A 24654-nucleotide genomic window follows, 5' to 3' on the forward strand; every position below is an offset into this window, starting at 1 on the left:
CTTTTTTTATTGGTCAATTAAAAAAGATATTTCCTTAAATAGAAATAATTCCCATTACCATTGCCGTTTTTACCGCTTCGGTAGTGTTGGCCACTTTCATTTTCTCTATTATATTTTGCCTGTGACGGCGCACGGTATAAACTGAAATATTCAGCTGTGCTGCAATTTGTTCGCTGTTACTTCCTTTGGCAACAAGCCTCAGGATTTCAAGTTCTCTTTTAGTGAGTAATGTTTGCTCATAATGCTTGTATTTTTCGATTGCAATAACGTCACCGGTTTCAATGTTTACTATTTTGCCATCAATTCCCAAGCGTGGCTGAGTGTCTGCTGACGGGGCATAGAGACATAAGGCCAGCCAGATGCTCCCGTTGCTGAAACTTTTCAGGTAAATTGTGCGGTGGTTGATATAAGCACAATTCTCGATTGTATTTTGAGTTCGTATCCTGCTTGATGTACTATATTTATGACTGTCCTGAAAAGGCAGACTTTTGAGGTATTGAAAATAATTTAATTCTAAAATGTGACGTTCAATTAAATCATACGGATTAATTTTGGTAAAAATACACTCTTCAAAAGCAGAATCGATAACAGAGTTTTCAGAAGGCAATCCAAATACTTTTCCGAAATTACCTGCATAAATATAACTGCAATCTGCCTGAAAATCAGACAATACTGCCACACACTGATCAAGGCTCACATAACCTGCTACTAATTGTTTGAATTTTTCTATATCATCGCATTCTTCGATCGAAAATGTTTGTTCTAATAAAGTAGCTGATAATTGATTCCCGACGGATACATTTGACATAAATGGAACTTAAAATGGTTAATTTTACGTATTGCGGCTTTTGGAAAGCAGTAGTATTTTTGATAAACTAAAAATATAATTTTTCTATTAAAAAAAAGCCTTTTATGAAATCAAAATTTTATGGTCTCTGCATTTTATCAGGATTAACTTTGTTTCCTAGCTGCGGGAACAATAACCAAAAAGAAGCAGTATCACCAACTTCACAAAACAGTACAAAAGTAGATTCTGCCTTTGTCAATGGCAGTCCTTGCGATATTAAACTTCCTAATATTCATTTTACAAAAGCAGTAAATGGTGCAGATACGCTTGCAAAAGCAGATGCTAATGGTAAAGTAGTATTTCGCGCTGGCGAAAAGAAAGATTATTTTTCTGATCCCAACGGTGAACTATCCAATAATAGCGCTCCTATCCTACTGTCGAAAGTGGATAATACAAAACCTTTTACTTTAATATCTAAAGTAACACCTGAATTTACAGAGAAAGGATTGTACAATGCCGGTGTTTTATATATTTATGTGAATGACAATTTTTATCAGAAATTCTGTTTTGAGCAGGACGAGCGCGGCAATCATCGTGTTGTAACGGTTCGTACGATTGGAACATCTGACGATAACAATCATGATGTTGTCAAAAAACCAACGATCTATATGAAAATATCCTCCGATACCCGTACTGTAGCAAGTTATTATTCTCTGGATAAAAAAAACTGGCAAATGGTTCGCTTGTATAAAAACAACTATCCTGCAACGATCTGGATGGGAATTAGTACACAATGTCCTGTAGACAAAGGAAGTCAAAGTATTTTTGAAGAAATTACTCTGGACCAAAAAAGTGTTACCGATTTTCGAATGGGAAATTAGTTCCAATAAAAAAGAGGCTGTCTAAAAATAGACAGCCCCTAACATTAAATAAAACAAATTAATAAACATCAAAATTTAAATTGAAATGTATCACTTTATTTCAATCAATTTTGGTTCTTTTTGTTTTGCCTGTTCCTTTTTAGGAATGGTAAGATTTAAAAGCCCATTTTCATAGTGGGCATTTATATAATCTTCATTCACAACATTTGGCAATTCAAAACTTCTATGGAAAGACTGATAACTAAATTCACGACGATTGTAGCTATTATTTTCCCCTTTATCTTCTTGACTAACTGATTTCGTGCAGGAAATCGTTAGCAAATTATTATCAAGTGAGACATTAAAGTCTTTTTTATCAAGTCCCGGAGCAGCAACCTCAACCTCGTAATTATCATCTGTTTCTTTGATATTTATAGAGGGTACGGTTGTAATTGTGGAAGAAAAATTACTGTTTCCCCAATTAAAAAGCTCACGGTTCAAAAAATCTTCGAATAATCCAGGAAGTGATGGGGTATTGTTCCCGTTTTTTCTGATACTAAGCATGATTTCTACTTTTTAAACAGTTATACATTAAATTAATTTTCCTGATAACGTTATTACAAAACAAATACCAAAGCAAAAAAACTGCCATTTCTTCAGAAACAACACTCTAAGGATTAGGTAAATATGAAAAAATGTCATTTTTAATAAACACAATTTACCAAACAGATATTTCAATTTTTAGTATAAAAAAGAGTTAAAGCTTAAAAAACTTTAACTCTTTTTACTTTATTAAAAAAGCAGTTCTATTATTCATTTAATGATAATGAATAATCTAACTTCGATTTTATTTTTTCCCTTTTACTATTCAGCAAAAAAATCTTATCCGGATTATCAGCAGAGTAACCATAAAAAATTTGTTCTGATTGGGGTTTATCGTAATTCAGCACATAAATCGTTCCGTCAGGATCATTTCCTAATCCTCTTTCGAGATTGAAATTGCCTTTTTTTTCTAATTTTTTTTCAGGTGCTTTTCCTTTATAAATAGTCGACAACTCAAATTTATGGCTTTCCATCGTACCATCTCCTCTATAAATTTTTAATACTGTTTCAATTCCCTCGCAATCAGCACATGGCAACAATCCTTCGTACACAGCAACTTCATCCTTACTCTCGTCATTTGTAGTATCATTATCTACAACATTGGCGGAATGCTCAGGAGTTTCTTCCTTTTGTTTTGAATTACAAGATAATAACTGAAAAGCAACAAGGAATGCTAATATTAAATTTTTCATGATATAAACTGTTAGAACATAAATATAAGAATATTCCTGTATTAATTCTTCTCTTTAACTTTTCTTTCATACTTATATTTAAAATAAAAGTAAATAAACAAAATCCAAAATCAAATGTACTTCGTGCCTTATCTCCTTTTCTTATCTGGTTAGCAGTTCATTATTTCATTAAACTGTATGATTTATATGATGAAGTTTTGTATTTTTATCTGTAGCAAAATAAATTATAATTAACTAAAATAAAACTACATGGGAAAATTTGTAATTACTAAAAGAACCAATGGCGAATTCCAATTTAATTTGAAAGCAGGTAATGGCCAAACCATTTTAACCAGCGAAGGTTATACTACAAAAGCAGCTTGTACAAACGGAATCGATTCTGTAAAAACCAACTCTCAGGATGATGGTCGTTTTGACAGAAAAGAAGCTAAAAACGGAAAACCGTATTTTAATTTAAAAGCCAGCAATGGTCAGATTATTGGCTCAAGCGAAATGTATGAAAGTGTTTCGGCAAGAGAAAACGGAATTGAATCTGTAAAGAAAAATGCACCTGATGCCACTACAGACGATCAGACAGTATAAATAAAGTTATAGCATAAAAAAGGGCTGTTTCTTTGAATAGAAACAGCCCTTACTTTTATTGACCAAAATCAATTATTTTATTGCATTCACTCCAGTATGTGTCGGAACCACTTGTTTTATAGTTCCATCCTGATTAAACTCTAGTTTGTCTATGCAAACTTCACGATGAAAACCTCCGGCATCACCCATTTTTATTCCCGTTGGGTAGGAAAATCGATGGTAAACAATATACCATTCGTCTTTATTGGGTAATTGCAAAACTGAGTTATGTCCTGTTGCATAAATACCCTCAGCTGAATTTCCTTGTATGACGATATTGTTTTCCGGAATCTCAATTGGTCCCAAAGGCGATTTCGAAATTCCGTATCTCACTTTATAATTTGGGCTTCTGGTATCGTCTTCACTCCATAAAAAATAGTATTGCCCGTTTCTATATAGTACATATGTTCCTTCGCGATATGTCTTATCTACTTTGATCACTTTTGTACTTCCTTTTTTGATCGAAACCATATCAGGGTTCAATTCGGCTACAGCCATGTACATATTGCCCCAATACAAATAACTTTTTCCTGTTTTAGGATCTGTAAAAACATCCGGGTCAATTTCCTGACCGTCTTTTATCCCTTCAGGCCTGGTGTTTACCAAAGCTTTTCCGCTGTCTGTAAAAGGTCCGGTTGGATTATCAGATGATGCAACGCCAACTTTTTGGGCTGCTGTGAAATAATAAAAATACTTGTATTTTCCCTTTATTTTTTTCTCTGTAATGCAAGGTGCCCAGGCATTTCGATTGGCCCAGCTTACATCTTTTCTAAGATCCACGATAATTCCTTCGTCTTTCCAATCTGTTAAATTATCTGATGAGAAAGTTTTGAAATAATTTCCCGACCATCCATCAAATCCATCACTTGTTGGATAGATATAATATTTCTTCGTTTTGTTTGAATATAAAATCTCAGGATCTGCATAATAACCTTCTAAAACCGGATTATTATTTAATTTTGGAAATTTTTCAGGCATTCTCCATTTCGCAGTAAGCTTTTTTAATTCAGATCTGGTAATTGGCAAAATTGTTCCGTGACGCGGATTAAAATCCATTGAAATATCGTTGTCAATTACCGTAAAATTTTCAAGATCCTTCGTTTTTGTAAACTGATATTTTCCTTTTGTATAGACATCATACATTAAAATATAATCATCAGAGTTATTGAGTTTAAAAACACTTGAACCTTCAACTCCATCTTTTGTTTGTTGCAGGTAATTGTCATTTTCAACCCATTTTCCAGATGTTAGATCCGTTGTTGTGGCTACTTTTATTCCTGCTTTCTCCGTTTCGGTTTTATAGAAAAGATGATATACTCCATCTTTTTCAATAATATCTCCGTCAATACACGCTCTTTCAGACTTTGGTACAAATAAAAGTTTCGGAGCACTTTCTAATGCTGTGAAATCCTTATTTGCATAAGCGTAATAAATTTTATCCGGACCTCCGGCATATTGCAAACTAAAGTAGACAAGATACTTTCCTGCTTTTGCATCATAAATGGTTTGTGGTGCCCAAACTCGTTTTAAATTTTCATTTCCCGTAAAAGCCGTTTGAATGTTAACCAAACTACTCTCCCAATTGACAAGATCTGTACTTTTTAGTAAAATCATGGCTCGATTACTGTCCCAGCCTTTTGACGAAGTCATATCAGTTAAAACCATATAAAAAGTTTTACCATCATCGCCACGTAAAATATGAGGATCACGAACGCCTCCCGTTGAGCTGATCGTTTTACTATCAATAACAGGTTTATTATTGTTCAGGTGATAATAATGATATCCATCAGCACTAACGGCGTAATGTACTGCTTCTTCTTCGACATTATTTCCTGTAAAATAAACGAACAAGTAAGCGGTTAAATCTTTATCTGCAATAGCAGGCGGTGTTCCTTTTGGTGTATTCTGCGCTTGTAATAAAGTAAAAAACACTAAAAATAATCCGAGGCTAAACTGTATTTTTTTCATTATTTTTTACTTTTTAATTGGTATAAAACTGAACTGTGCGGTTTAAGTGTTGCTGAAATCGCTGCCGACGCAATATTTGATTTTTCACCCGTCCATAGATTAGAAACCTGAACCGAACCCGAAATTCCAAGGTCAGAAAGATTTACTGAAATATTTTCTGTTGCAGTATCTGAGATATTGAATAATGCCAAATAAACACTGCCGTCTTTAAGATTTTTTGAGATCACGGCAATTTTTCCATCTTTCTGAAAAAGCTGTTGTACATCTGTACTTTCTTTGTGCATTTTTACCACTTCTTTATTGGTTAATAATGATAAGGTAAAAGCATCGTTGCTTGGTAAATCTCCACCAAAAAACAAAGGAGACTTAAAGATATTGAAGAAAGTAATCAGTGTATATTGTTCATCTTTGGTCAAACGGGACATTCTGTCTTCTCCACGTTCTCCTCTTAACGAGATACGCCCTAACGGAATCATATCACAGTCCGGCCATGCTCCGGGTGCAATATAAGGGTACCATTTTTGAGCAACACTCATCAAATGTGTAATGTGTGGCCAAGTGTCCCAAACATCATCAACCATACGCCACATGTTTGCATGATTTGTTACGTGCGCAGCGGCTTCTATAGGCGTTTCTCCCGGTGATGTGCTCAGTACGATTTTACGTCCGCATTTGTCAATCGCATTTCTGATTAAGTTGATTTCTCCTTCGTGATATGGTCTTGATAAATCATCAATCTTGATAAAATCTACGCCCCATTGTGCATATAATTCAAATAATGAATCATAATATTCCTGTGCTCCGGGTTTATCGGCTACAATAGTATAATTGTCTCTTAACCATTCGCACTGCAAGGCTGTCGTATAGATTTGATCCGCTGTGATTCCGTTTGCTCCTTTTATTGGCAATTTGTCTTCAACCGCTTTTTTAGGGATTCCACGCATGATGTGAATTCCGAATTTCAATCCTTTCTTGTGAATATAATCTGCTAAAGGTTTAAATCCTTGTCCGTCTTTTGCTGATGGAAAACGATTTAGCGCAGGTAGATATCTTCCGTACTGATCCATTACATAACGCGGATCTTTCTGGTTGTATCCTCCTGCTTTGTCATTTTCTACAAACCATCTGATGTCAACCACAACATATTCCCAACCAAACTTTTTTAGGTTTTTTACCATATAATCGGCATTGGCTTTTACTTCGTGTTCTTCGACAGTCGAACCATAACAATCCCAGCTATTCCAACCCATTGGAGGCGTTTGTGCCCATTGTTTGAATTCGCCTTTTTTGAATGTTGTCGTTTGTGCCTGGGTTGAAACCGATACTAAAACAACTCCTATCGCAAGCGCAATTGTATTTTTTATTTTCATGTCAATCTGAATAAATGTGAATACTACATTTTAAATATAATAAACTTTTGAATGGTATATACAATTAACCTGTCGCTTAACAAAAAATGTGAACAGATTAATTATTTATAACATTGCATTGATTAGACCTAACAGGTTTTAAAAACCTGTTAGGTCTTCGGTTCCCATTTTCTTATTTTACATTTATCGTAACCTCAACCGGTTTTAACCATTGACTTGTAAACGTTACTTTTATCGGCTGCGCTTCTCCGGTTGCCTGAATATAGGCTGCAATATGACCGTGATACACTCTCTGAACGTTATCAGTATAATCCGTCATATCGCTGTTGTTTCCAGCTTCCAGTCCTAATAAAACTCCGGGACCGGTGATAGTACACGTTACTTCATTGTCTGAAAGCATTACCGGCAAACCATTTTGATCCTGAACCTGAACCATGATTTTAGCAACTCCTTTGTCTTTTGTAATGATGATGTTTTTATCTGCAATTGCCAATTCAACAGGTTGTTGAGTTGTTGTAATCGAATATCTGCTTACTTCCTTATCATCTTTGCTTAAACCAACCGCTTCCAATTTTCCTGCAGCAAATGGAATATCCCAATAGATAATTCCTGTTTTTTGGTCGTATGCTTTTGTCTCACCAACTACTTTTCCGTTTAATTCTAAACGGGCTTTTGCTGCATTGGTATACACTACTACTCGGATTTTTTCACCTTGAGTATAATTCCAGATGGCCCATGCATCTTTAGAAATATCTTTTACATCTTTTAATGGATAAGTTCCGACATAAGTCATTGGTTTATCTGACCAAAGTGACTGACGGAAATATCCTCTAGGTTTGATTACTCCCGCAAAATCAACCAATCCTGAATAAAATCCTCTTGAAGGCCATCTTCCTGATTCTCCTAAATAATCGATCCCTGTCCATAAGAATTGACCGAAGATATGTTTGTTGTTTTTTACCGCCAACCAAGGTTCCATATCGTGCACATTTTCACTTCCAAAAATAACTCTGTTTGGATATTTTTCGTGATCTGATTGGTATTTACTTTCGGTATAATTGTATCCTGTAATGTCTAAAACTCCTGGATATTCTGTTTCGTTCGACATCGCAACACCCGCTAAGCCTGCAGTTGTTGGACGTGATTCATCGTATTTTTTTACTGCAGCAACCAAACGTTTTGCAATTACTCCAAGACGCATCGCATCCGGAGCATCTTTTTTATAACCGCCATAAGCCGCTTGTCCAAAACCTTCTTTTCCTTTGTCCAGAACCGGATGAGAATACGGATCATTTGGATAATCTACTTCATTACCAATACTCCATGCAAAAACCGAAAGATGGTTTCTGTCACGGCGCACAAAATCTTCAAGATCTTTTTCGCCGTAGTCTGCAAAAATATCAAACGTGCCTTCGAATCCCGGAGTTCCGTAATTCCAGCCTTCCAGCCATTTACGTTTTGGGAATTCCCATTCATCATAAGCTTCGTTTAAAACCAATAATCCTAACTCATCGCAAAGTTCGTAGAAAACCGGGGCTTGCGGATTGTGGCTCGTACGAATGGCATTTACACCTATTTCTTTTAGTGTTTTCAATCTTGTTTCCCAAACTTCTCTTGGTACTGCAGATCCTAAAACTCCTGCGTCATGGTGTAAACAAACCCCTTTCATCTTCATCCATTTTCCGTTTAATGCAAAACCATTGTTGGAATCGAATTTGAAATCTCTGAAACCTGTTTTCGTAACCGTTTCATCTATTAGTTTTCCGTCTTTGAAAACAGTTGTTTTAAGCTGATATAAATTCGGATTTTCTAAATCCCATAATTGTGGATCTTTTACATTTATTTTAGTCGAGATTTTTCCGTTTTTGTTCGCAGCAACGTCTACTTTAGTAGAAGATTTTTCAACAGATTTTCCGTCTTTTGAGATCAGTTCATTGATAACGGTAAGAGTTGATTTTACAGCTGAACCATTTTCTACCTCAACCTCCACATTCAACGTTCCTCTTCCTTTTTTTACTTCAGGATAGGCATAAACTCCCCATTGTGCAATATGAACCGGATTTGAATATACCAACCAGACATCACGATAAATTCCTGATCCTGTGTACCATCTTGAATCAGCACTCTGACTGTGATCTACACGAACCGAAATGGTGTTTTCTCCACCATATTTTACATACGGCGTGGCATCATAAGCAAAAGAAATATAACCATTTGGACGTTTCCCTAATGAATGCCCGTTGATAAAAACTTCGCTTCTGTTGTACACTCCTTCAAAATATAAATATACTTTTTCGCCTGTTTTATTTTGAGGAATCGTAACCGATTTGCGGTACCAGCCAATTCCGCCGGGCAAGTAACCGGTACAACTTGCCAAAGTTGGGCTCAATTGTCCTTTTACGCTCCAGTCATGCGGTACACTTACTGATTGCCATTTGCTATCGTCGTAAGCTTGTTTTTGAGCCTCCGGAGTATCCTGAAGATTGAACTTCCAGTTGTTATTGATTTTCTTTGAATCTCCAAACGAGATCTGACTGAATGCAGACAAACACGAAAAGAGAAATACGGGTAGTAAGATCTTTTTTGTAAACATTTTTTTTTAAGGTTCTAAGTTGCTAAGCTTTTGTTATTTTTTAGTTGTTATTTTTTTGTTTCAAGTTTCAAGTTTCAAGTTTGAACTATGACTGAAAACTAATACTCCATCTCCCCCACAAAAGTCACTATCGATTTTGCGGGAATTTCGAGATTATCGATTTTCTGGCTATTTCCTCTTTTTAAATTTGAAGTATCAGAAGTTGTATAAGGCGTAAATACATCATTTTTTATTACTCCTTTCGATAAGTCAAACTTGTATTTTTGGGCTGATTTCCCACAATTTATGGCAACTACGATTAGCTTTTTGTTTTCGACATCTTTGTAAGCGGTTAACATTACATCTTTTGCAGCCTCAAGATCATTTTGGTTGGGAATATCGACTCTCAGCATTCCTGGACGTACGAACAAAGAATAATTTCCTAAAGCCCAAAGCAATTTTGAATCGTGAAATTCACCGTCATTCTTCACATAATCCGGCGCTGTTCCTCCGTTGCTTTTGCCATCGTCGAGATAAATCAAACCGTCTTTATAATCTACTCGGGTGATCGATGTCCACCATTGCCACGAAGCGGCATTGGCAACGGCAATATCATTATGAATCAAACGTGCTACAAACAAAGCGGTTTGCATTCCTAAATCCCTGCCTCCTCCTGAGCCTCCCGGAATCTCTGCTTCTCCGGGATTTTCTAAGATACAATATTCAGACTGCCAATATTTTAGTCCCGGATTTTGTTTAATGTTCGCTGCAATTAATTTTCGGCTTAAAACTTGTTTCTCGATTGGCCAGGTAGTAAAATAACTGTGTCCTAAAATAACGGTTTTTACATTCGGTAATTTTGAAACGTTTGTTTTTGTTTTTCCAAAGAAATAATCGATTTGCTTGTCGCGGTTTTCGTTATTTACATTTTCATATAAATAATCGATTTGGGCGGCTTCAGCAATGACGATTTCTGTACTCATTTTATTGGCTTTGAGTTTTCCTGAAAGTGATTTGGTCAAATCATAAATTTCCTGATTCGTAGCCGGAGTTCCTTCCTGGCTATTGGTATCGCCGTCTTTTGGCATCCACTCCCATTGTGGTTCATTAATTGGACTTATATAGTCAAATTTAATTCCTTCTTTCTTTTCCAAACCCTGAATACTTTGAACTAAAAAATCGGTAAATTTTGGAATTGCACCGTCTTTTAGATTCAGTTTATTCTTTTGACTTGCAAATGATAATCCGTTTCTGGTCATATAAACCGGCGGACTATTGGTAAAAATCAGGAATTTTTCGACACCACGTTTTTTCGCCGCTTGCAAAAACCATCTTTGTCCTTCTTGTTTATTGAAATCGTAAGTTCCGTCAGCTTGCAGAAAAGATTCACTTCTTCTCCATTGGTCTGAAACTTTACTTTTTTCGCCTTGTTCTGTGCTTCCTGATCCCAGATTAAATCTCCAGATCGAAAGCCCGATTCCTTTAGGATTTCCCTGTGCGTCAATTTCTTTACTAAAAAGCAAATCTGCCATAGCATTCTTTTTTTGATCCGGCCAATTTTTACCTACAAACTGGCATCTCCAGGCATCAGAACCACCAAAACCATCCATGGTTTGCACTACATTATCCGTGCTAATGGTTACGGTTCGCTGTGCATATGACAGCGAACCCATGACCAATAAAAGCGAGATGTATACTTTTCTCATTTATTCTTTTTGTTTTTCAACCGCTAGCGCGCTAAGTTTTTGCAAGGTTCGCAAAGTTTATTATCAGTTTTGCGAACTTTTGCGGTCTTTCTTTGTGTCCTTGCGGTTAATTTTTACTCTTATTTATAACTCCCCACATAAGTCACAATTGACCTGGCCGGAATTTCAAAATTAGTAGCCTCTACAGCAGTTCCTTTTTTCAAACTCAAGGCGTCAGAAGTTGTATAAGGCGTTAGTTTATTATCTGTTAAAGCACCACCTGAAAGATTCATTTTATAGGCTTTTCCCGATTTGCCAACGTTAACTGCTACAACTACTAATTTTTTTGTTGCGGCATCTTTGTATGCAGTTATCATTACACCATTTACCGAAGTGGCATTATCTACGCTTGGAACCTGAACTCTTACCATTCCTGGTTTTACGAAAAACGAGAAGTTTCCTAAAGCCCAAAGTGTTTTAGCATCTCTGACATAACCGTCGTTTTTGCAATAATCCGCATTTCCTGCTCCGTTGCTTGAACCGTCATCAACATGAATTAATCCGTCTTTATAATCTCCACGGCTAATCGCCGTCCACCATTGCCATGACGAAACTCCCCCAACAGCAATGTCAGTGCTAATAATACGTGCAGTCCAAAGTGCGGTCTGAATCCCAAGATCCCTTCCCGGACCTGCTCCACCCGGTAATTCAGTTGTTCCCGGAGTTTCTAAAACACAATACTCTGATGACCAAAGGCTTAAACCTGACACTGATTGCGTTTTTGTTCCAGCCAATTGTCTTGAATATACCAATTCTGTCAAAGGCCATGCCTGCCAATAGCTGTGTCCTGAAATGGTTTTCTTTACGTTGGGTAATCCTGCAATATTTTTAGCCGAATTTACCCCAAAGAAATAATCGATTTGATTCGATCTGCTTTCTTTACCTGAAACGGTTTTATATAAATGCTCGTAAGCGGCTGTTTCTCCTACTACAATCTCAGAACTCAATCCTTTTGACTGTAATTTTGGAGATAAAACTTTTACAAAACTGTAGATATTAGTATTGGTTGCCGGCGAACCCTCTTGTCCTGAACCGTCCCATTCGTATTGTGGCTCATTAAACGGAGATACATAATCGATTGTTAAACCTTGCTCTGATTTTAGTTTATCTAAAGAAGTGGTCCAGAAATCAGCTAAATCTGACCATTTTCCATCTTTTAGATTATAAAACTCTTTAATCGATGCATGTGCTTTTCCGTTTTGTGTTAAATACACCGGCGCACTGTTGGCGAAAGCCAGCAATTTCTCTAAACCACGTTCTCTGGCTGCTTTCATAAACCAAACCTGACCGGCTTGTTTGTTCATATTATAGCTAATTCCATCAGTGGTAAAACATTCTGTACGTCGCCACTCATCTGTAATATCACTTGCTTCGCCTTGTTCTGCACTTCCTGAACCAAGATTGAAACGCCATAATGATAATCCAATTCCTTTTGGATTTCCTTCTGCATCAAGCTCCTTACTGAATAGTAAATCGGCGATTTTATTTTTTTTATCCGAAGGCCAATTTTTACCAATAAAATTACATTGCCACGCATCAGAAGCGCCAAAGCTTTCCATCGTTTGAAGATTGGCATCCAGATTAATACTCAATTCAGCTGTAGTATTCTCAGTATCTGAATTTCCGTTGTTTTCTGAATCACAGCTTACTAAAAATAAGTTAGCTAAAAGTAAGCCTGCACATAGCAGACTTACTTTATTATTGTTTATTAATCTCATTTTAATAATTAGGGTTTTGAGTTATTACTCCTCCACTTAAATCAATTTCTAACTGTGGTATTGGCCACAATAAGTGTTTTGCAGGATTAAAATTGATTCCTTTATCCTGAGGTTCCCTTAAATTGGTTGTTTCATAAGGATCTGTAGAACTTAGATTGTATTGTACAAAAGTTCCGTTAGGCCCCATTAAGGATTCGATAACCGGTCTTCCTGTATTGGGATCTTTTTCACGACGGATGTCAAACAAACGCAATCCTTCGAAAGCCAGTTCCAGACGACGTTCTTTGTAGATTTGTCGCAGTAATGTTGGTCCTGATAATCCAGTTTTAGGATCCAATTTTACACGGGCTCTGATAATATTGATATCTCCCAAAGCATCTGCTCCAGTATGATAACTTGCTTCTGCTCTAGTTAAATACATCTCTGCCAAACGAATCAACGGAATATTCAATGGTAAATGATTGTCTTTTTTATCTAACGCACGGCGCGTAGCTACAGGGATATAATATTTACGAATAATACGTCCTGATTTATTATCATTTAAACTGAATTTATGGGTCGGGTTTAAAACCTCATCACCGTAAGCGGCTTCTCCCCATTTTGTAATGGTACTTCTGCGGCGAATTATATCATTTTCAGAAAGGTAGGCATTTTCAAGATCGCTGGTTGGCATACACCATCCCCATCCATCAAGAACATCCTTGGTATCATTACTTGGAAAATTTTTCTTGTCTTCTCCTCTGGCCCCTGCCAAAGTTGGTAAAGCAGCTCCCAAATCTTTGTCTTGTACAGATGAAGATTGCGCTTCTAAAATAGATTCAACACCGTTATGATTGTTCACATTCCAGATATTAATGAAATCCGTTTCTAAAGCAAAAGGCCCTTCTGTAATTACTTTGTTGGAGTACAATCTGGCTTCTGCCCATTTTTCCTGAAATAAGGAAACACGTGCCAATAAAGCATAAGCCGCCCATTTATTGATTCTTCCGTTTCTTGCTACGGGAGTATTTTCTAATTTTGAAGCAGATTCTTTAAGATCAGCTTCAATTTGAGCGTAAACTTCTACAGCAGGACTGCGTTGGAGTTTTAAATCTGCGGTTCCAAGTGATTTTGTATACAAAGGAATCGCTCCAAAAAGGTTCACTAATTCATAATAACAATACGCACGAACAAATAAGGATTCGCCCATATACTGATTTTTCTGAGCATCAGAAATTGGCGAAACCGCCATTTTCTCTAAACCAATATTTGCCGATTGAATGGTGTAATAATGCGCTGTATAAATACTGTTCATATCTCCCATATTATCCGGTGTAATCAAATATTGCGAAGCTGGTCTGTGTGCACTATTATCCTGTCCTGTGTTTCCCATCCAGGCATCATCGGTAGACATTTCGTTGGTCACTCTTGGTGCAACCAAAGCATACCAATCCTTTGCCAGTAATAATCTTTGTGTTAATTCATTGGCATAGTTTTCACATTCCTGTGCGGTCTTAAAGTAGTTTTCTAAAGTTTGAGTTCCTCTTTGGTCTTTTTCAATAAAATCACTGCATGAAACTGCAATTAGAGAAAAAGCTAGTATTGATAATATCGTTTTTTTCATGTTGTTTTTTATTAAAATGCTACATTAAGTCCCATCAAAATGGTTGGCTGAACCGGATAATTCCATCCTCCAAAACCTGACCCTTTCACTCTGTCATCTTTTTTCTCATCACCACCTGCAACTTCAGGATCTACTCCGGTATATTTTGTCCAGGTCCATAAGTTCTGTCCTGACAATGAGATTCTCAATTTATCTAAACCAAATTTATTGTAGAATGAAAATCCAAACTGTAAATTTTTCATGCGAACAAAAGATCCATCTTCAACATAAAAAGAAGAGAATTTTGTGAAATTTTCATTGTTATCGTCTTTAGACAAACGCGGAACGTAATTGGAAGTTCCTTCGCCATGCCATGCCATTTGCTCTAATCCGCTTACTTTATTTGTTAAGCTTGCACCGTTGTATAAATCTTTAATGTTTTCGTTGACGATATCATTGCCAATACTTGAATAGAAATTCGCTACCAAATCAAATTGCTTGTAGGCAAAAGTCAGATTTAGACCAACATTATAATCTGCCCATGGAGAACCAATTTTTGTACGGTCTTTGTCGTCTATTTTTCCGTCACCGTTCACATCTTTAAAACGGATATCCCCAACCTGAGCATACGGCTGTAATTTTGTTCCGTGCTCGTCTGTATGAGCATTCAATTGTGTTTGATTCTGGAATAATCCGTCCGCTACATATCCGTAAAAATATCCTGGTTGTTCCCCTTTTACGGTCAATGTTCTGTTTCCTGCTCCGTAAAGTCTTTCTCCTTCAGAGGACAATGAAAGCATTTCTACGTTTACTGTGGTAAAAGTTACATCTACTCCATAACTAAAGTCTCCTTTTTTGTCTTTATATGAAACCAACAAATCGATACCGCTGGATTGCATTGAACCTACGTTTGTCCAGATTGTCGAATAATCAGGAAAACCACTATAGGTTGGAAATTGTTTTTTGAACAACATATCATTTGTTTTCTTTTGATAGTACTCTAAAGATCCTGAAAGTTTGTTTTTCCAGAATCCAAAATCAAGTCCAAAACTGATATCTTCAACAGTTTCCCATTTAATGTCTTTGTTTGCCATTGAGGACGGGAATGAAGTATCTGCAATAATACCTCCTATTGGATAAAATCCCTGCCCTATATTCGATTGATAAACCGCTGCAGGTAAACCCTGATTACCTACTTTACCCCAACCTGCCCTGAATCTTAAATCACTTAATACCTCTTTTGCAGGTTCCATAAATCCTTCGTTTAAAATTCTCCATGAAACAGAAGCGGAAGGGAAATTTGCCCATTTGTTATTGGTCATGAATTTAGAAGAACCATCACGTCTGAAAGTCCCTGTGAAATAATATTTATTGTCATAGTTATAAGAAAAACGCGAAATGTAAGACATCAATGAATTCGACCAGCTGTTTCCCTTACTATTACGGTTTTTGGTAGCAGCATTTACTTCTCGCATCTCTTCTGAATTGTTAGGAACACCTTCTCCGTATCCCCAAAGATCATTGCCATTGTACTCTTCCATGGTGTTACCAATCATCAAAGAGGCATTGTGCTTCCCGGCAAATGATCTGGTATAAGTAGCAGTATTTTGCCATGTCCAGTCTACATTTGTCGTGTTTGTTCTTTCTACACTATTAATCTCCGCTTTTTCATGCGCTGCATCAATTACAAAATCAGGTTTGAAAATGCTTTGTGTTTTATCTCCCACTTCAATAGAAGCCTGCGTACGAATCACCAACCCTTTGATAGGCTGATATTGTAAATATCCGTTTGTATTTAAGTTGTACTGATCTGTAAAATCATCATAACGTTTTACGGCTGCAACCGGATTCCAAACATAAGACGGAGAACGTGCATAAATGCTGTATTCATTTTCTAAACCGGTTAATTGATCTGCCGGCTTATAAATTGGCGTAATTGGATCAATTTTATCAAAATCAGCCCAATTGTTAGGAGCACCCCAAGTTTCATAACGAGGATTTAAGGTAATTCCTGCGGAGAATTTATCTGAGAATTTAAAATCATTATTGATTCTCATCGTGATTCTTTCCCATCCACCAACTTCATAAATAGATTCTGAGTTATAATAGTTTAAACTTATCGAATAGGTATGTGTGTCAGAACCCCCGCTAACTCCAAGCGAAGCATTGGTTACAGGTGCACCGGACTTGATTCCCGCTTTCCACCAGTCTGTCGTTTTTCCATTGTACTGAGACGGGTTTGGCAAATAATCAGCATAACCTGAATTATTATATGCCTTATTCATAATGGTAGCGTAGCTTTGGGCATTGGCCATATTATAAGGATTGTTCATAATTTGCATACCCGAGCTCATATCAAAATTGAATCTGGTTTTTCCTGCTTTACCTTTTTTGGTCGTAATCAAAATAACTCCGTTAGAAGCACGTGAACCGTAAATAGCACTTGCAGAGGCATCTTTTAGAACCTCCATAGACTCGATTTCGTTGTTGCTTAAAAAGTTAATGCTTGTTCCCATCGGAATTCCATCAATCACATAAAGCGGATCTGTACTAAGATTTACAGTCGAGATACCGCGAATTAAAACTCTTGGCTGCGCTCCCGGACCACCTTGTCCTGTAACCTGAACCCCCGCAACTTTACCTTGCAAAGATTCGGCAACATTACCTACAGTCATCGTTTGAAGTTCTTTTCCTTTTATCGAAGAAATAGAACTGGTTACATCGCTCTTTTTTACGGCAGCATAACCTACCACAACAATCTCATCAAGAACCTGACTGGATTCCTCAAGGGTAATATTAAGAACTGTTTTGTCCCCAACAGCAACTGTTTTATTGGCAAAACCAATAAAAGAAAATTCAATCTGAGCATTATTACTAGGAACAGAGATGGTGAAATTACCATCGAAATCTGTAGCTCCTGTTGTAGCAGTTCCTTTTACTGCTACGTTCACTCCCGGAATTGGCACATTGCCTTTATCCTTAACAGTTCCTTTTACTTTTATTTGTCCAAATGTTGCGACGCTGCACAACAGGACAATAAATAACCATATAAATCTATATTTCATCTTACGATATTTTTTAATTAAATGTTATAGCACTATAACAACTATTTTTTTGTGATAAAGACTCTCTCCAATTCCGTATCCAACACTACTTTGTAAACTCCCGGAGCTGCCGGATATTTACCGTTTCCGTTTTCTCCCGGTGACATTGTAGCAATACCATTTTTGATTAATCTCCAGGACGGACTCCACCATTGACCGGTAAAAGTCGCTTCCATAGTACCTGTCAAAGTATACTCTCCAACTAATTGGTACGGGTTATTTGGGTTATTAGCCAGGTGTAATCCTGTCTGAGCCCATGCTGTCCAGGTATCCCAGTCAGCCCCCTGAATTCCGGCCCCGCAAACACTCACAAAAGGTTTTCTTTTTGCTTCTTCGTCATGCCATAATCCGTTAGCAACATCAGCCCAGACTTTGCTTGAAGGCGTATATTTGGTTGCAGTATATTTTAGGGTATTCGGATTTACTTTGATTACATAATATCCTTTGGTTGGTAAAATAATTGGTGTCGAAGCAACATCATCCACTAATTCTCCTAAAGGATTTAATCCAAAACAATGAGGGGCGAAATCAGATTCCTGACCTAAGAAATAAATTTCCTTATTGTCTTTATCCGTATAATATTTAAATTCGAAATCTTGTCCGTTTTTATCATGAAAATACATGGGTACACCCACTGCATCAGTAGTAAGGTTAGTGCCTTTTGGCTGATCGCACAGATAAATTGCCGGATATTCATTTGTAGCAACAACATTTACGTTTAATGTTCCTGTATTTGGAATCGCAAATTTGTCTTTCGCCGTAATGGTTAATACATAATTATCAGCCGTTACAGGTAATGTGTAGATTTTACTAAAGCTATACGATTGAGGCGCATCTGTTAATTGCACTTTTTCGTCGATACCTAAAGCAGCACATTGAATTTGAATATAATCGATTCCTGAATCGTCATTTACAACAAAATTCACAGGCATTTTATTACTGGTCGACAATAAAATTACGGCTCCTTCTTTTGGAGTAATCATGGTGATAGATGGTGCAGCAAATTCTCCGTCAAGACGTAAATTGATCTCTTCATCAATTGCATTACCTGACACATCGGTAATAGTCAGTTTTATTTTGAAAGCTTCTGAGGTTCCTTTGTTAGCAGGAACTTCGAAGAAATAGCTCAAATCATACTTTGTCAGTAAGGGATCTGTTGCAAAAGCAATGACTTTATCCAATGCTAATTCCGGGATTTGAATTCTCACGCTTTGTAATCCCAAATCATCAGCCAAAGCGGCTTTAATTTCAAATTTTCTACTTGGTGCTCCGTAAATTTCCTTTGTTGATACAACAACAGTAGGATTATCAGAACTTGGAAAACCAGATTCATTATTTTGACATCCAGTAAGGACAGCAAAAACAGCAAGAAAAAATAAAAATACATTTTTTTTCATTTTTTGATTTTTAAGGTTGGTTAGTTAGTTTATTCTAAAAGTGATCGTGGTATTAGTCATGAAGGTTACTTTGTGTGGTTATTATTGCTTCTGCTTTTAGGGAAAACAGAATAACATTGATTATCTGATTCTTTTCATATTATTGGGTTTGGTTAATGGTTTTATAATTAGTAAATGTGATAATGTCATAATGTGCCAATTAGATAATTTGATAATAAAAACTGTGCTAATTTTTTAATTGACAAATTGAACAACTACATTAATTATCTAATTGAATAACTCTTTATTTTAAACCCGCAGCCTTCACTGCGGGTTTGATAAGTATGTAGGTAAAACCAACTCTTACTAACCTATTTTAAAGAAGGCTCAATTCCTTAAAAAGACAAAACTTATCTTAAAACAAAAACACTTATTTAATGAATAGTAAACCACTTAAATGATTAACTATCACTGCAAAGAAATGTCTAATTAACACTTTTAAGGAGGGGTAAAATGGAAAAAAAAGGAGGTCAAAATTGTAATTAACTATTATTTTGGATTAAAAATTAAGGAGTACAAAAAAATAACTACTTATTTTTGAATTATATGCAATCACGAAATAAAACAGCATCTTCAATTCTAAAACGTTTGCGGTTTCTTTAAGTACCTCTTTATCATACCGAGAGTTCTGTTGTCATCTTCGATCGAAAGGAGACTCGATAGCGGACAGACAAAGTAAATCGCATTACAAATTCAGCAAAGAGAATCGTCAGTTTTTGTGGAATTACGAGTGTGATTTACTTCGTCTGTTCGCTATCGGCTCGAGTCTCTCTTCGGTCGAAATGAACAAGATTGTGATCAAATCTTGTTCGAAATGAAATATTAAACGAAAACATTCTTATGAACATGATTTCCCTAGCCCCGATAGAAGTGGAAATCCTTTTGTTCCGGGTTTCGGAACAAAAGATTGGAGCGGATAGCTGGATTAGCTCCTGAAAAAAAAGATTTTGTTTTATCATAGAAATCGAAATGACAAGATTGGGTATTTGAAATGCGTAGAATGAATTAATTCATTTAAAAAAAACAAGAAATTGATTTTCATTATCGCTATCAAAAATGACAACATTATTATTTAATAACATTAAGATCCGAGTTGAAAGAACTCTTGTATTTTTTTATGTATTCTGAAGGTGTCATTCCAAAGAGTTTTACAAACTGCTGTCTGAAATATTTAGGATCTTCAAAGCCAACTTCGGCACTAGCCTGAGTAATATTGATATCTTCAGTAAGCATTAACATTGCCGCTCTTCGAATTCTAACCGAACGAATAAAAGCATTTAAAGTCTGTCCGGAGATGATTTTAATTTTTGTGTATAACGTTCTATGGCTCATGCCCATTTCAAGGGCAAAGTTTTTAATCGTAAAATCTCTTTTATGAATGTTGGCTTCTACAATATCAATACACTTTTTCAGGATTTCCTGATATTCCTGTGGTACTTTTTGAGTGTTTTCTTTAAGCGTTATGCTATCTAAGAAATAAGTACGCAAATTGCTTCGGTTTCTTAATAATGATTCTACCCTAGCGACTAATATATCATCATCAAAAGGTTTGGTAATATAATCATCAGCCCCGTCGTTGATTCCCTGAAGATGGGTTTCCGGATTTTTTGATACCGTTAATAAAATAACCGGAATATGGGATAATGCATTATTTTCCTTTATTTTTCGACACAATTCCAAGCCGTCCATTTCTTCCATTGTGATGTCGCTAATAACCAAATCGGGCATGTGCTTCTTGGTGAGCCTTAAACCTTCTTCGCCGTTCTGAGCACTGTAAACAATATAAGAATCTGAAAACAGTTTGATAAGATAGGCTCTTATTTCTACATTATCATCAATAATTAAAACCGTTCGTTTTTCAGTAAGCATAATTTTCTGGAAATCCTGCTCTGAAATCGAAGTATTCGAAAGCTGAATACTCTCTTCTGAATCATCGATCATTAATTCATCAAATAATTGACTTCGTTGCGGAACTTCATTTGTAATCTCAATATTATCAAAATGACTGTCTCCTTTAAGGAACGTCAGTTTAAAAATACTTCCTTTGCCTATTTCACTGCTACAGCTTACAGTTCCTTTGTGTTTGTCTACAAAATATTTAACAATATAAAGTCCAATTCCAAAACCTGTACCTATTGAAACTTTTGATTTTACTTGTTTGAATTTTTCAAAAATTACCTCAATATCTTTTTGGTCGATTCCGTCTCCGTTATCCGAAATTTCTAAGTAAATTTCGTGATCGTTTTCCGTTAGTCTAAGATTTATTTCTCCGCCAATTGGTGTGTACTTAAAAGCATTGGACATTAAATTGAACAACGAAATTTCGATTTTTTCATAATCGCCAATGATCACAATTTCATGATCCGGAATCAGAAAATGATATCGAATACTTTTATCTTTTGCCTGATTGACAAAACATTGGTACACTTCATTGCAAAGGTTATTAACATTTATAGGCGATAATCTCAATGAATCTGCATCATTTTCGGCTTTTCTAAAAAGCAATAGCTGATCTACCAGACTCAAAAGTCTTCTGGCATTTCTATGCGCAATCGCCAAATCACTTCCCGAAGATCCGTTTTCGACACTTTCTTTCTGAACCGCTTTTTTCAAAGGATTTATAATCAACGAAAGCGGCGTTCTAAACTCATGAGAGATATAGGTAAACATAGAGGACTGTTTCTCTGCAATTTCTTTTTCTTTCTTGCTTTCGAGTTCGGCTATTTTAACTTTGTATTTTAGTTTTTCTTTGTTTTTATTGTATTGCAGATATGCAAAAACGGCTCCTATACCTGCTAATAAATACAAAGAATAGGCCCACCAGGTTCTGTACCATGGTGGTAAAACTTCAATAGTAATGAGGCTGACTTCTTTGTTCCAGCCTCCTTTAAAATTGGTTGTTTTTACTTTAAAAGTATATTTTCCTTCCGTTAATCGGGCATAATTGGCTTTTCGGGCCTGACCCACATAATTCCATTGCTCATCCCAGCCTTCTAGGTAATAGGCATAATTGATTTTGTCGGCATTATTATAGTCCAGAGCTACAAACTCAAGCGATAATGTAGTTTGATCATATGGCAGGCTCACTTTTTTAATTTTACCCGAATCCCATTCTAAGTTACTTTTGCTTTCTTCTATGGGTTGATTGTTGACATAAAAATCAGATAACAATATATTATTCTTCTGATTGAATCCTTTTATTGCTTCAGGAAAAAAGGCATTAAAACCATTTATTCCTCCAAACAAAAATTCTCCTGTAGAGAGTTTAAGTCCGGCGTTAAAACTAAACTGATTGCTTTGCAAGCCATCGTTGACAGAGAAATTACGAAATGTTTTTCTCTTTTTATCGTATCTACAAATACCATTGTAGGTACTTATCCAGAGATTTCCTTCTTTATCTTCCAGCAACCTTAATACTGTATTAGAAGGCAAGCCGTCGTCTATTGTTAACCTTTTGAAAGTAGTTGTTTTTCGGTCAAACAATAATAATCCGCCTTCCTGAGTTCCTAGCCAAAGGTTTTTATCCCTGTCTTCGTGAATATATCTTACAGGATTTCCAATGGAAATTGTACTTATTTTTCGGGTTGCTTTTTCGATAGAAAATAATGAAGTATAATTTCCTGCCCACAATTTTCCGTCACTGGTTTCAGTAATACATTGCAAATTCGTAACCGACGGATCAAAAAGTGTAAAACTGTTTTTTTGCCTGTCAAAGAGATATAAGGCCCCCTCATTTGTAGCGCTTGCCCAGATATTCGCCTGTGAATCTTTGTAAACAAACCAGATATTTTTCTCTATGTGTTTTGTAGTGGGATTATAACAGGAATATGATGTTACCGAATTGTTCTTTGGATTAATTTTATTTACACCGCCTGCCCAGGTCGAAACCCAGATATCATTATTTTGATCCCGTACAATGCTGGTAATAAATTTACTGGAGAGCTTATTACTGTAATTGGTATATGTATTGTTTTTTCGGTCCCAATATTTTAATCCTGCACCATCTGTACCCACCCATACATTGTTTTTTTCGTCTTCGCAAAATGACAAAATAAAGTTTTCAACCTGATCTTTTGAGTTGTATTTTATATTTTTAAAATATTTAGGCGTATTGCTGAGCATACTTATCCCTCCGCGCAATGAGCCAAACCATTTATTACCTGATCTGTCTTCGTATAAACTCCAGACGGAGTTGCTTTTTGCAAGCTCGTTGTCTTTTATCGCATTAGCCGGAACTGCTTTTTTATTTGTACCAATAACTTTGTAAATTCCTGAACCGTCTGTTGCAATCCAGATTTCTTTCTTTCTGTCTACCAGAAGATCTGTTACATTGCATTTTGTCGAAAAATAATTCTCAGAAAGCACTCCTGATTTGGTATTAAACAGAAAAAGTCCTTCATCTGTTCCCAGTAATAAATTCCCATCAGCAGCCAGTTTCATTGCTTTTACTTCTTTAGAAAGCGGAAAAACGACTTTCAAATTTTTAGATTTATAGTTATAACTGCAAACCCCTACATTTTTAATATAGATCCAGGCATGATTATTTTTTTTATCATCCTGAATCGCTATGGCGTCATAAGCATTAACTGTGATGCGATTTCCCGGAATATTTAGCGCAATATGTTTCCCGACAAAAGAACCATTTTCGAAAGCTAATAACCCTAAGCTCTGAGAGGCAATCAAAACCAAATTATCAGAAACAGCACGCATCTGATGAATAATATCCTTTAAAATAACTGCTTTTTTATTAGAAATGGTGTATTGTACAGGATGAAATGTTGCAGTAGTTTTATTGTAAATGCAAACACCGTTTGAACCTCCTACCCATATATTATTTTTAGCATCTCCTTCGATATTATAAACTGTATTAAAGAACAGTGATTTTTTATCATTGATTCGGTTACGAAAAACTTTAAAACTATAACCATCATAACGATTTAATCCGTCATAAGTTCCAAACCACATATAACCGTTGTTGTCCTGAAAAATTGTAGTTATAGAATTGTTCGACAAACCATCAGAAATATCAAGGAATTTGACTGGATTATCCTGAGCATAACTTAATGGAGGAAAACCAAATAGTAGTATAAAAAGAGGAACTAAATACTTCAAAATAAAAACTGTTTTTTTTGATCTTGCGTAAGCAGTACAATTATAAGCTAATTTTATCTATATTTCATAACAAACAATCTACAAAAAATACTTTCAGCGCAATGCTTATAGGATTTTATCGATGCTCTTTACTTTTAATAAACTAATCCCTACGTGAAAAAAAGAAATACCACAAACGCGCAAATATTTACTTAAAAAGAATGCCACGAAGACGCGAAGCATTACTATATACAAACTAAACTGCCACCAAAAAAAGAATGCCACAAAGACGCTAAGACACTAAGAATTTTAACAGGTTAGATGCCACAAAGGCACTAAGGCACAAAGATTCCCTATTTAGCTTTGGCTAAAAAAAAGTATACCACGAAGGAACTAAGACACAAAGTCTTAAATCATAAAGATTGTAAAAAAAACTTTGTGCCTTCGCGTCTTCGTGGCAAGAAAAAAAAACTTTGTGTCCTAGTGCCTTTGTTGCAAAACCTTG

At 36.0% G+C, this 24654-nt stretch carries 14 protein-coding genes; 2 read left to right on the top strand and 12 right to left on the bottom strand.

Annotated features, from left to right (window positions below; translation table 11 throughout):
- Positions 1 to 34: 34 nt before the first annotated feature.
- Complete coding sequence (locus ACQKCJ_RS16690; protein ID WP_271335931.1) at positions 35 to 808, bottom strand: response regulator transcription factor; 774 nt, start codon at positions 806 to 808, stop codon at positions 35 to 37.
- Positions 809 to 912: 104 nt separating this feature from the next.
- On the opposite strand from ACQKCJ_RS16690, the gene ACQKCJ_RS16695 reads away from it, so the two are divergent.
- Positions 913 to 1668, top strand: coding sequence for a DUF1349 domain-containing protein (locus ACQKCJ_RS16695; protein ID WP_427402478.1), 756 nt, complete (start codon positions 913 to 915; stop codon positions 1666 to 1668).
- A 90-nt stretch (positions 1669 to 1758) separates the two neighbouring features.
- On the opposite strand, the gene ACQKCJ_RS16700 is transcribed toward ACQKCJ_RS16695, so the two are convergent.
- Entirely contained in the window at positions 1759 to 2211 is a 453-nt protein-coding gene (locus tag ACQKCJ_RS16700; RefSeq protein WP_427402479.1) for an Hsp20/alpha crystallin family protein, read from the bottom strand.
- 245 nt (positions 2212 to 2456) lie between these two features.
- A complete protein-coding gene (locus ACQKCJ_RS16705; RefSeq protein WP_271335928.1) occupies positions 2457 to 2942 on the bottom strand; it encodes a copper resistance protein NlpE in 486 nt (161 codons plus the stop codon).
- A gap of 249 nt (positions 2943 to 3191) precedes the next feature.
- On the opposite strand from ACQKCJ_RS16705, the gene ACQKCJ_RS16710 reads away from it, so the two are divergent.
- Positions 3192 to 3524, top strand: coding sequence for a YegP family protein (locus ACQKCJ_RS16710; RefSeq protein ID WP_271335927.1), 333 nt, complete (start codon positions 3192 to 3194; stop codon positions 3522 to 3524).
- Positions 3525 to 3596: 72 nt separating this feature from the next.
- Here the strand turns inward: ACQKCJ_RS16710 and ACQKCJ_RS16715 are convergent, their stop codons facing one another.
- From ACQKCJ_RS16715 to ACQKCJ_RS16755, 9 genes are all read right to left on the bottom strand, one after another.
- On the bottom strand, positions 3597 to 5531 hold the full coding sequence (locus ACQKCJ_RS16715; protein ID WP_271335926.1) for a family 43 glycosylhydrolase: 1935 nt from the start codon (positions 5529 to 5531) through the stop codon (positions 3597 to 3599).
- The gene (locus ACQKCJ_RS16720) at positions 5531 to 6901 is read right to left on the bottom strand and encodes a glycoside hydrolase family 27 protein (RefSeq protein ID WP_271335925.1); all 1371 of its coding nucleotides are present in this window, start codon (positions 6899 to 6901) and stop codon (positions 5531 to 5533) included. The genes ACQKCJ_RS16715 and ACQKCJ_RS16720 overlap by 1 nt, the downstream gene beginning before the upstream one ends.
- A 172-nt stretch (positions 6902 to 7073) precedes the next feature.
- Entirely contained in the window at positions 7074 to 9494 is a 2421-nt protein-coding gene (locus ACQKCJ_RS16725) for a sugar-binding domain-containing protein (RefSeq protein ID WP_427402480.1), read from the bottom strand.
- A 98-nt stretch (positions 9495 to 9592) separates the two neighbouring features.
- Positions 9593 to 11179, bottom strand: a complete 1587-nt coding sequence (locus ACQKCJ_RS16730; RefSeq protein ID WP_271335923.1) for a glycoside hydrolase — start codon at positions 11177 to 11179, stop codon at positions 9593 to 9595.
- A 119-nt stretch (positions 11180 to 11298) separates the two neighbouring features.
- On the bottom strand, positions 11299 to 12936 hold the full coding sequence (locus ACQKCJ_RS16735) for a glycoside hydrolase (RefSeq protein WP_427402481.1): 1638 nt from the start codon (positions 12934 to 12936) through the stop codon (positions 11299 to 11301).
- A 1-nt stretch (position 12937) separates the two neighbouring features.
- Positions 12938 to 14539: a RagB/SusD family nutrient uptake outer membrane protein gene (locus ACQKCJ_RS16740; protein WP_271335921.1), complete on the bottom strand. Its 1602-nt coding sequence runs from the start codon at positions 14537 to 14539 to the stop codon at positions 12938 to 12940.
- Between the two features lie 11 nt (positions 14540 to 14550).
- On the bottom strand, positions 14551 to 17583 hold the full coding sequence (locus tag ACQKCJ_RS16745) for a SusC/RagA family TonB-linked outer membrane protein (protein ID WP_427402482.1): 3033 nt from the start codon (positions 17581 to 17583) through the stop codon (positions 14551 to 14553).
- Between the two features lie 41 nt (positions 17584 to 17624).
- Positions 17625 to 19019: a hypothetical protein gene (locus tag ACQKCJ_RS16750; RefSeq protein WP_271335919.1), complete on the bottom strand. Its 1395-nt coding sequence runs from the start codon at positions 19017 to 19019 to the stop codon at positions 17625 to 17627.
- 1107 nt (positions 19020 to 20126) lie between these two features.
- Complete coding sequence (locus ACQKCJ_RS16755) at positions 20127 to 24170, bottom strand: two-component regulator propeller domain-containing protein (protein WP_427402483.1); 4044 nt, start codon at positions 24168 to 24170, stop codon at positions 20127 to 20129.
- Between the last annotated feature and the right edge of the window lie 484 nt (positions 24171 to 24654).

Source organism: Flavobacterium sp. NPDC079362 (genome assembly GCF_050267765.1).
Classification (GTDB): domain Bacteria; phylum Bacteroidota; class Bacteroidia; order Flavobacteriales; family Flavobacteriaceae; genus Flavobacterium; species Flavobacterium azizsancarii.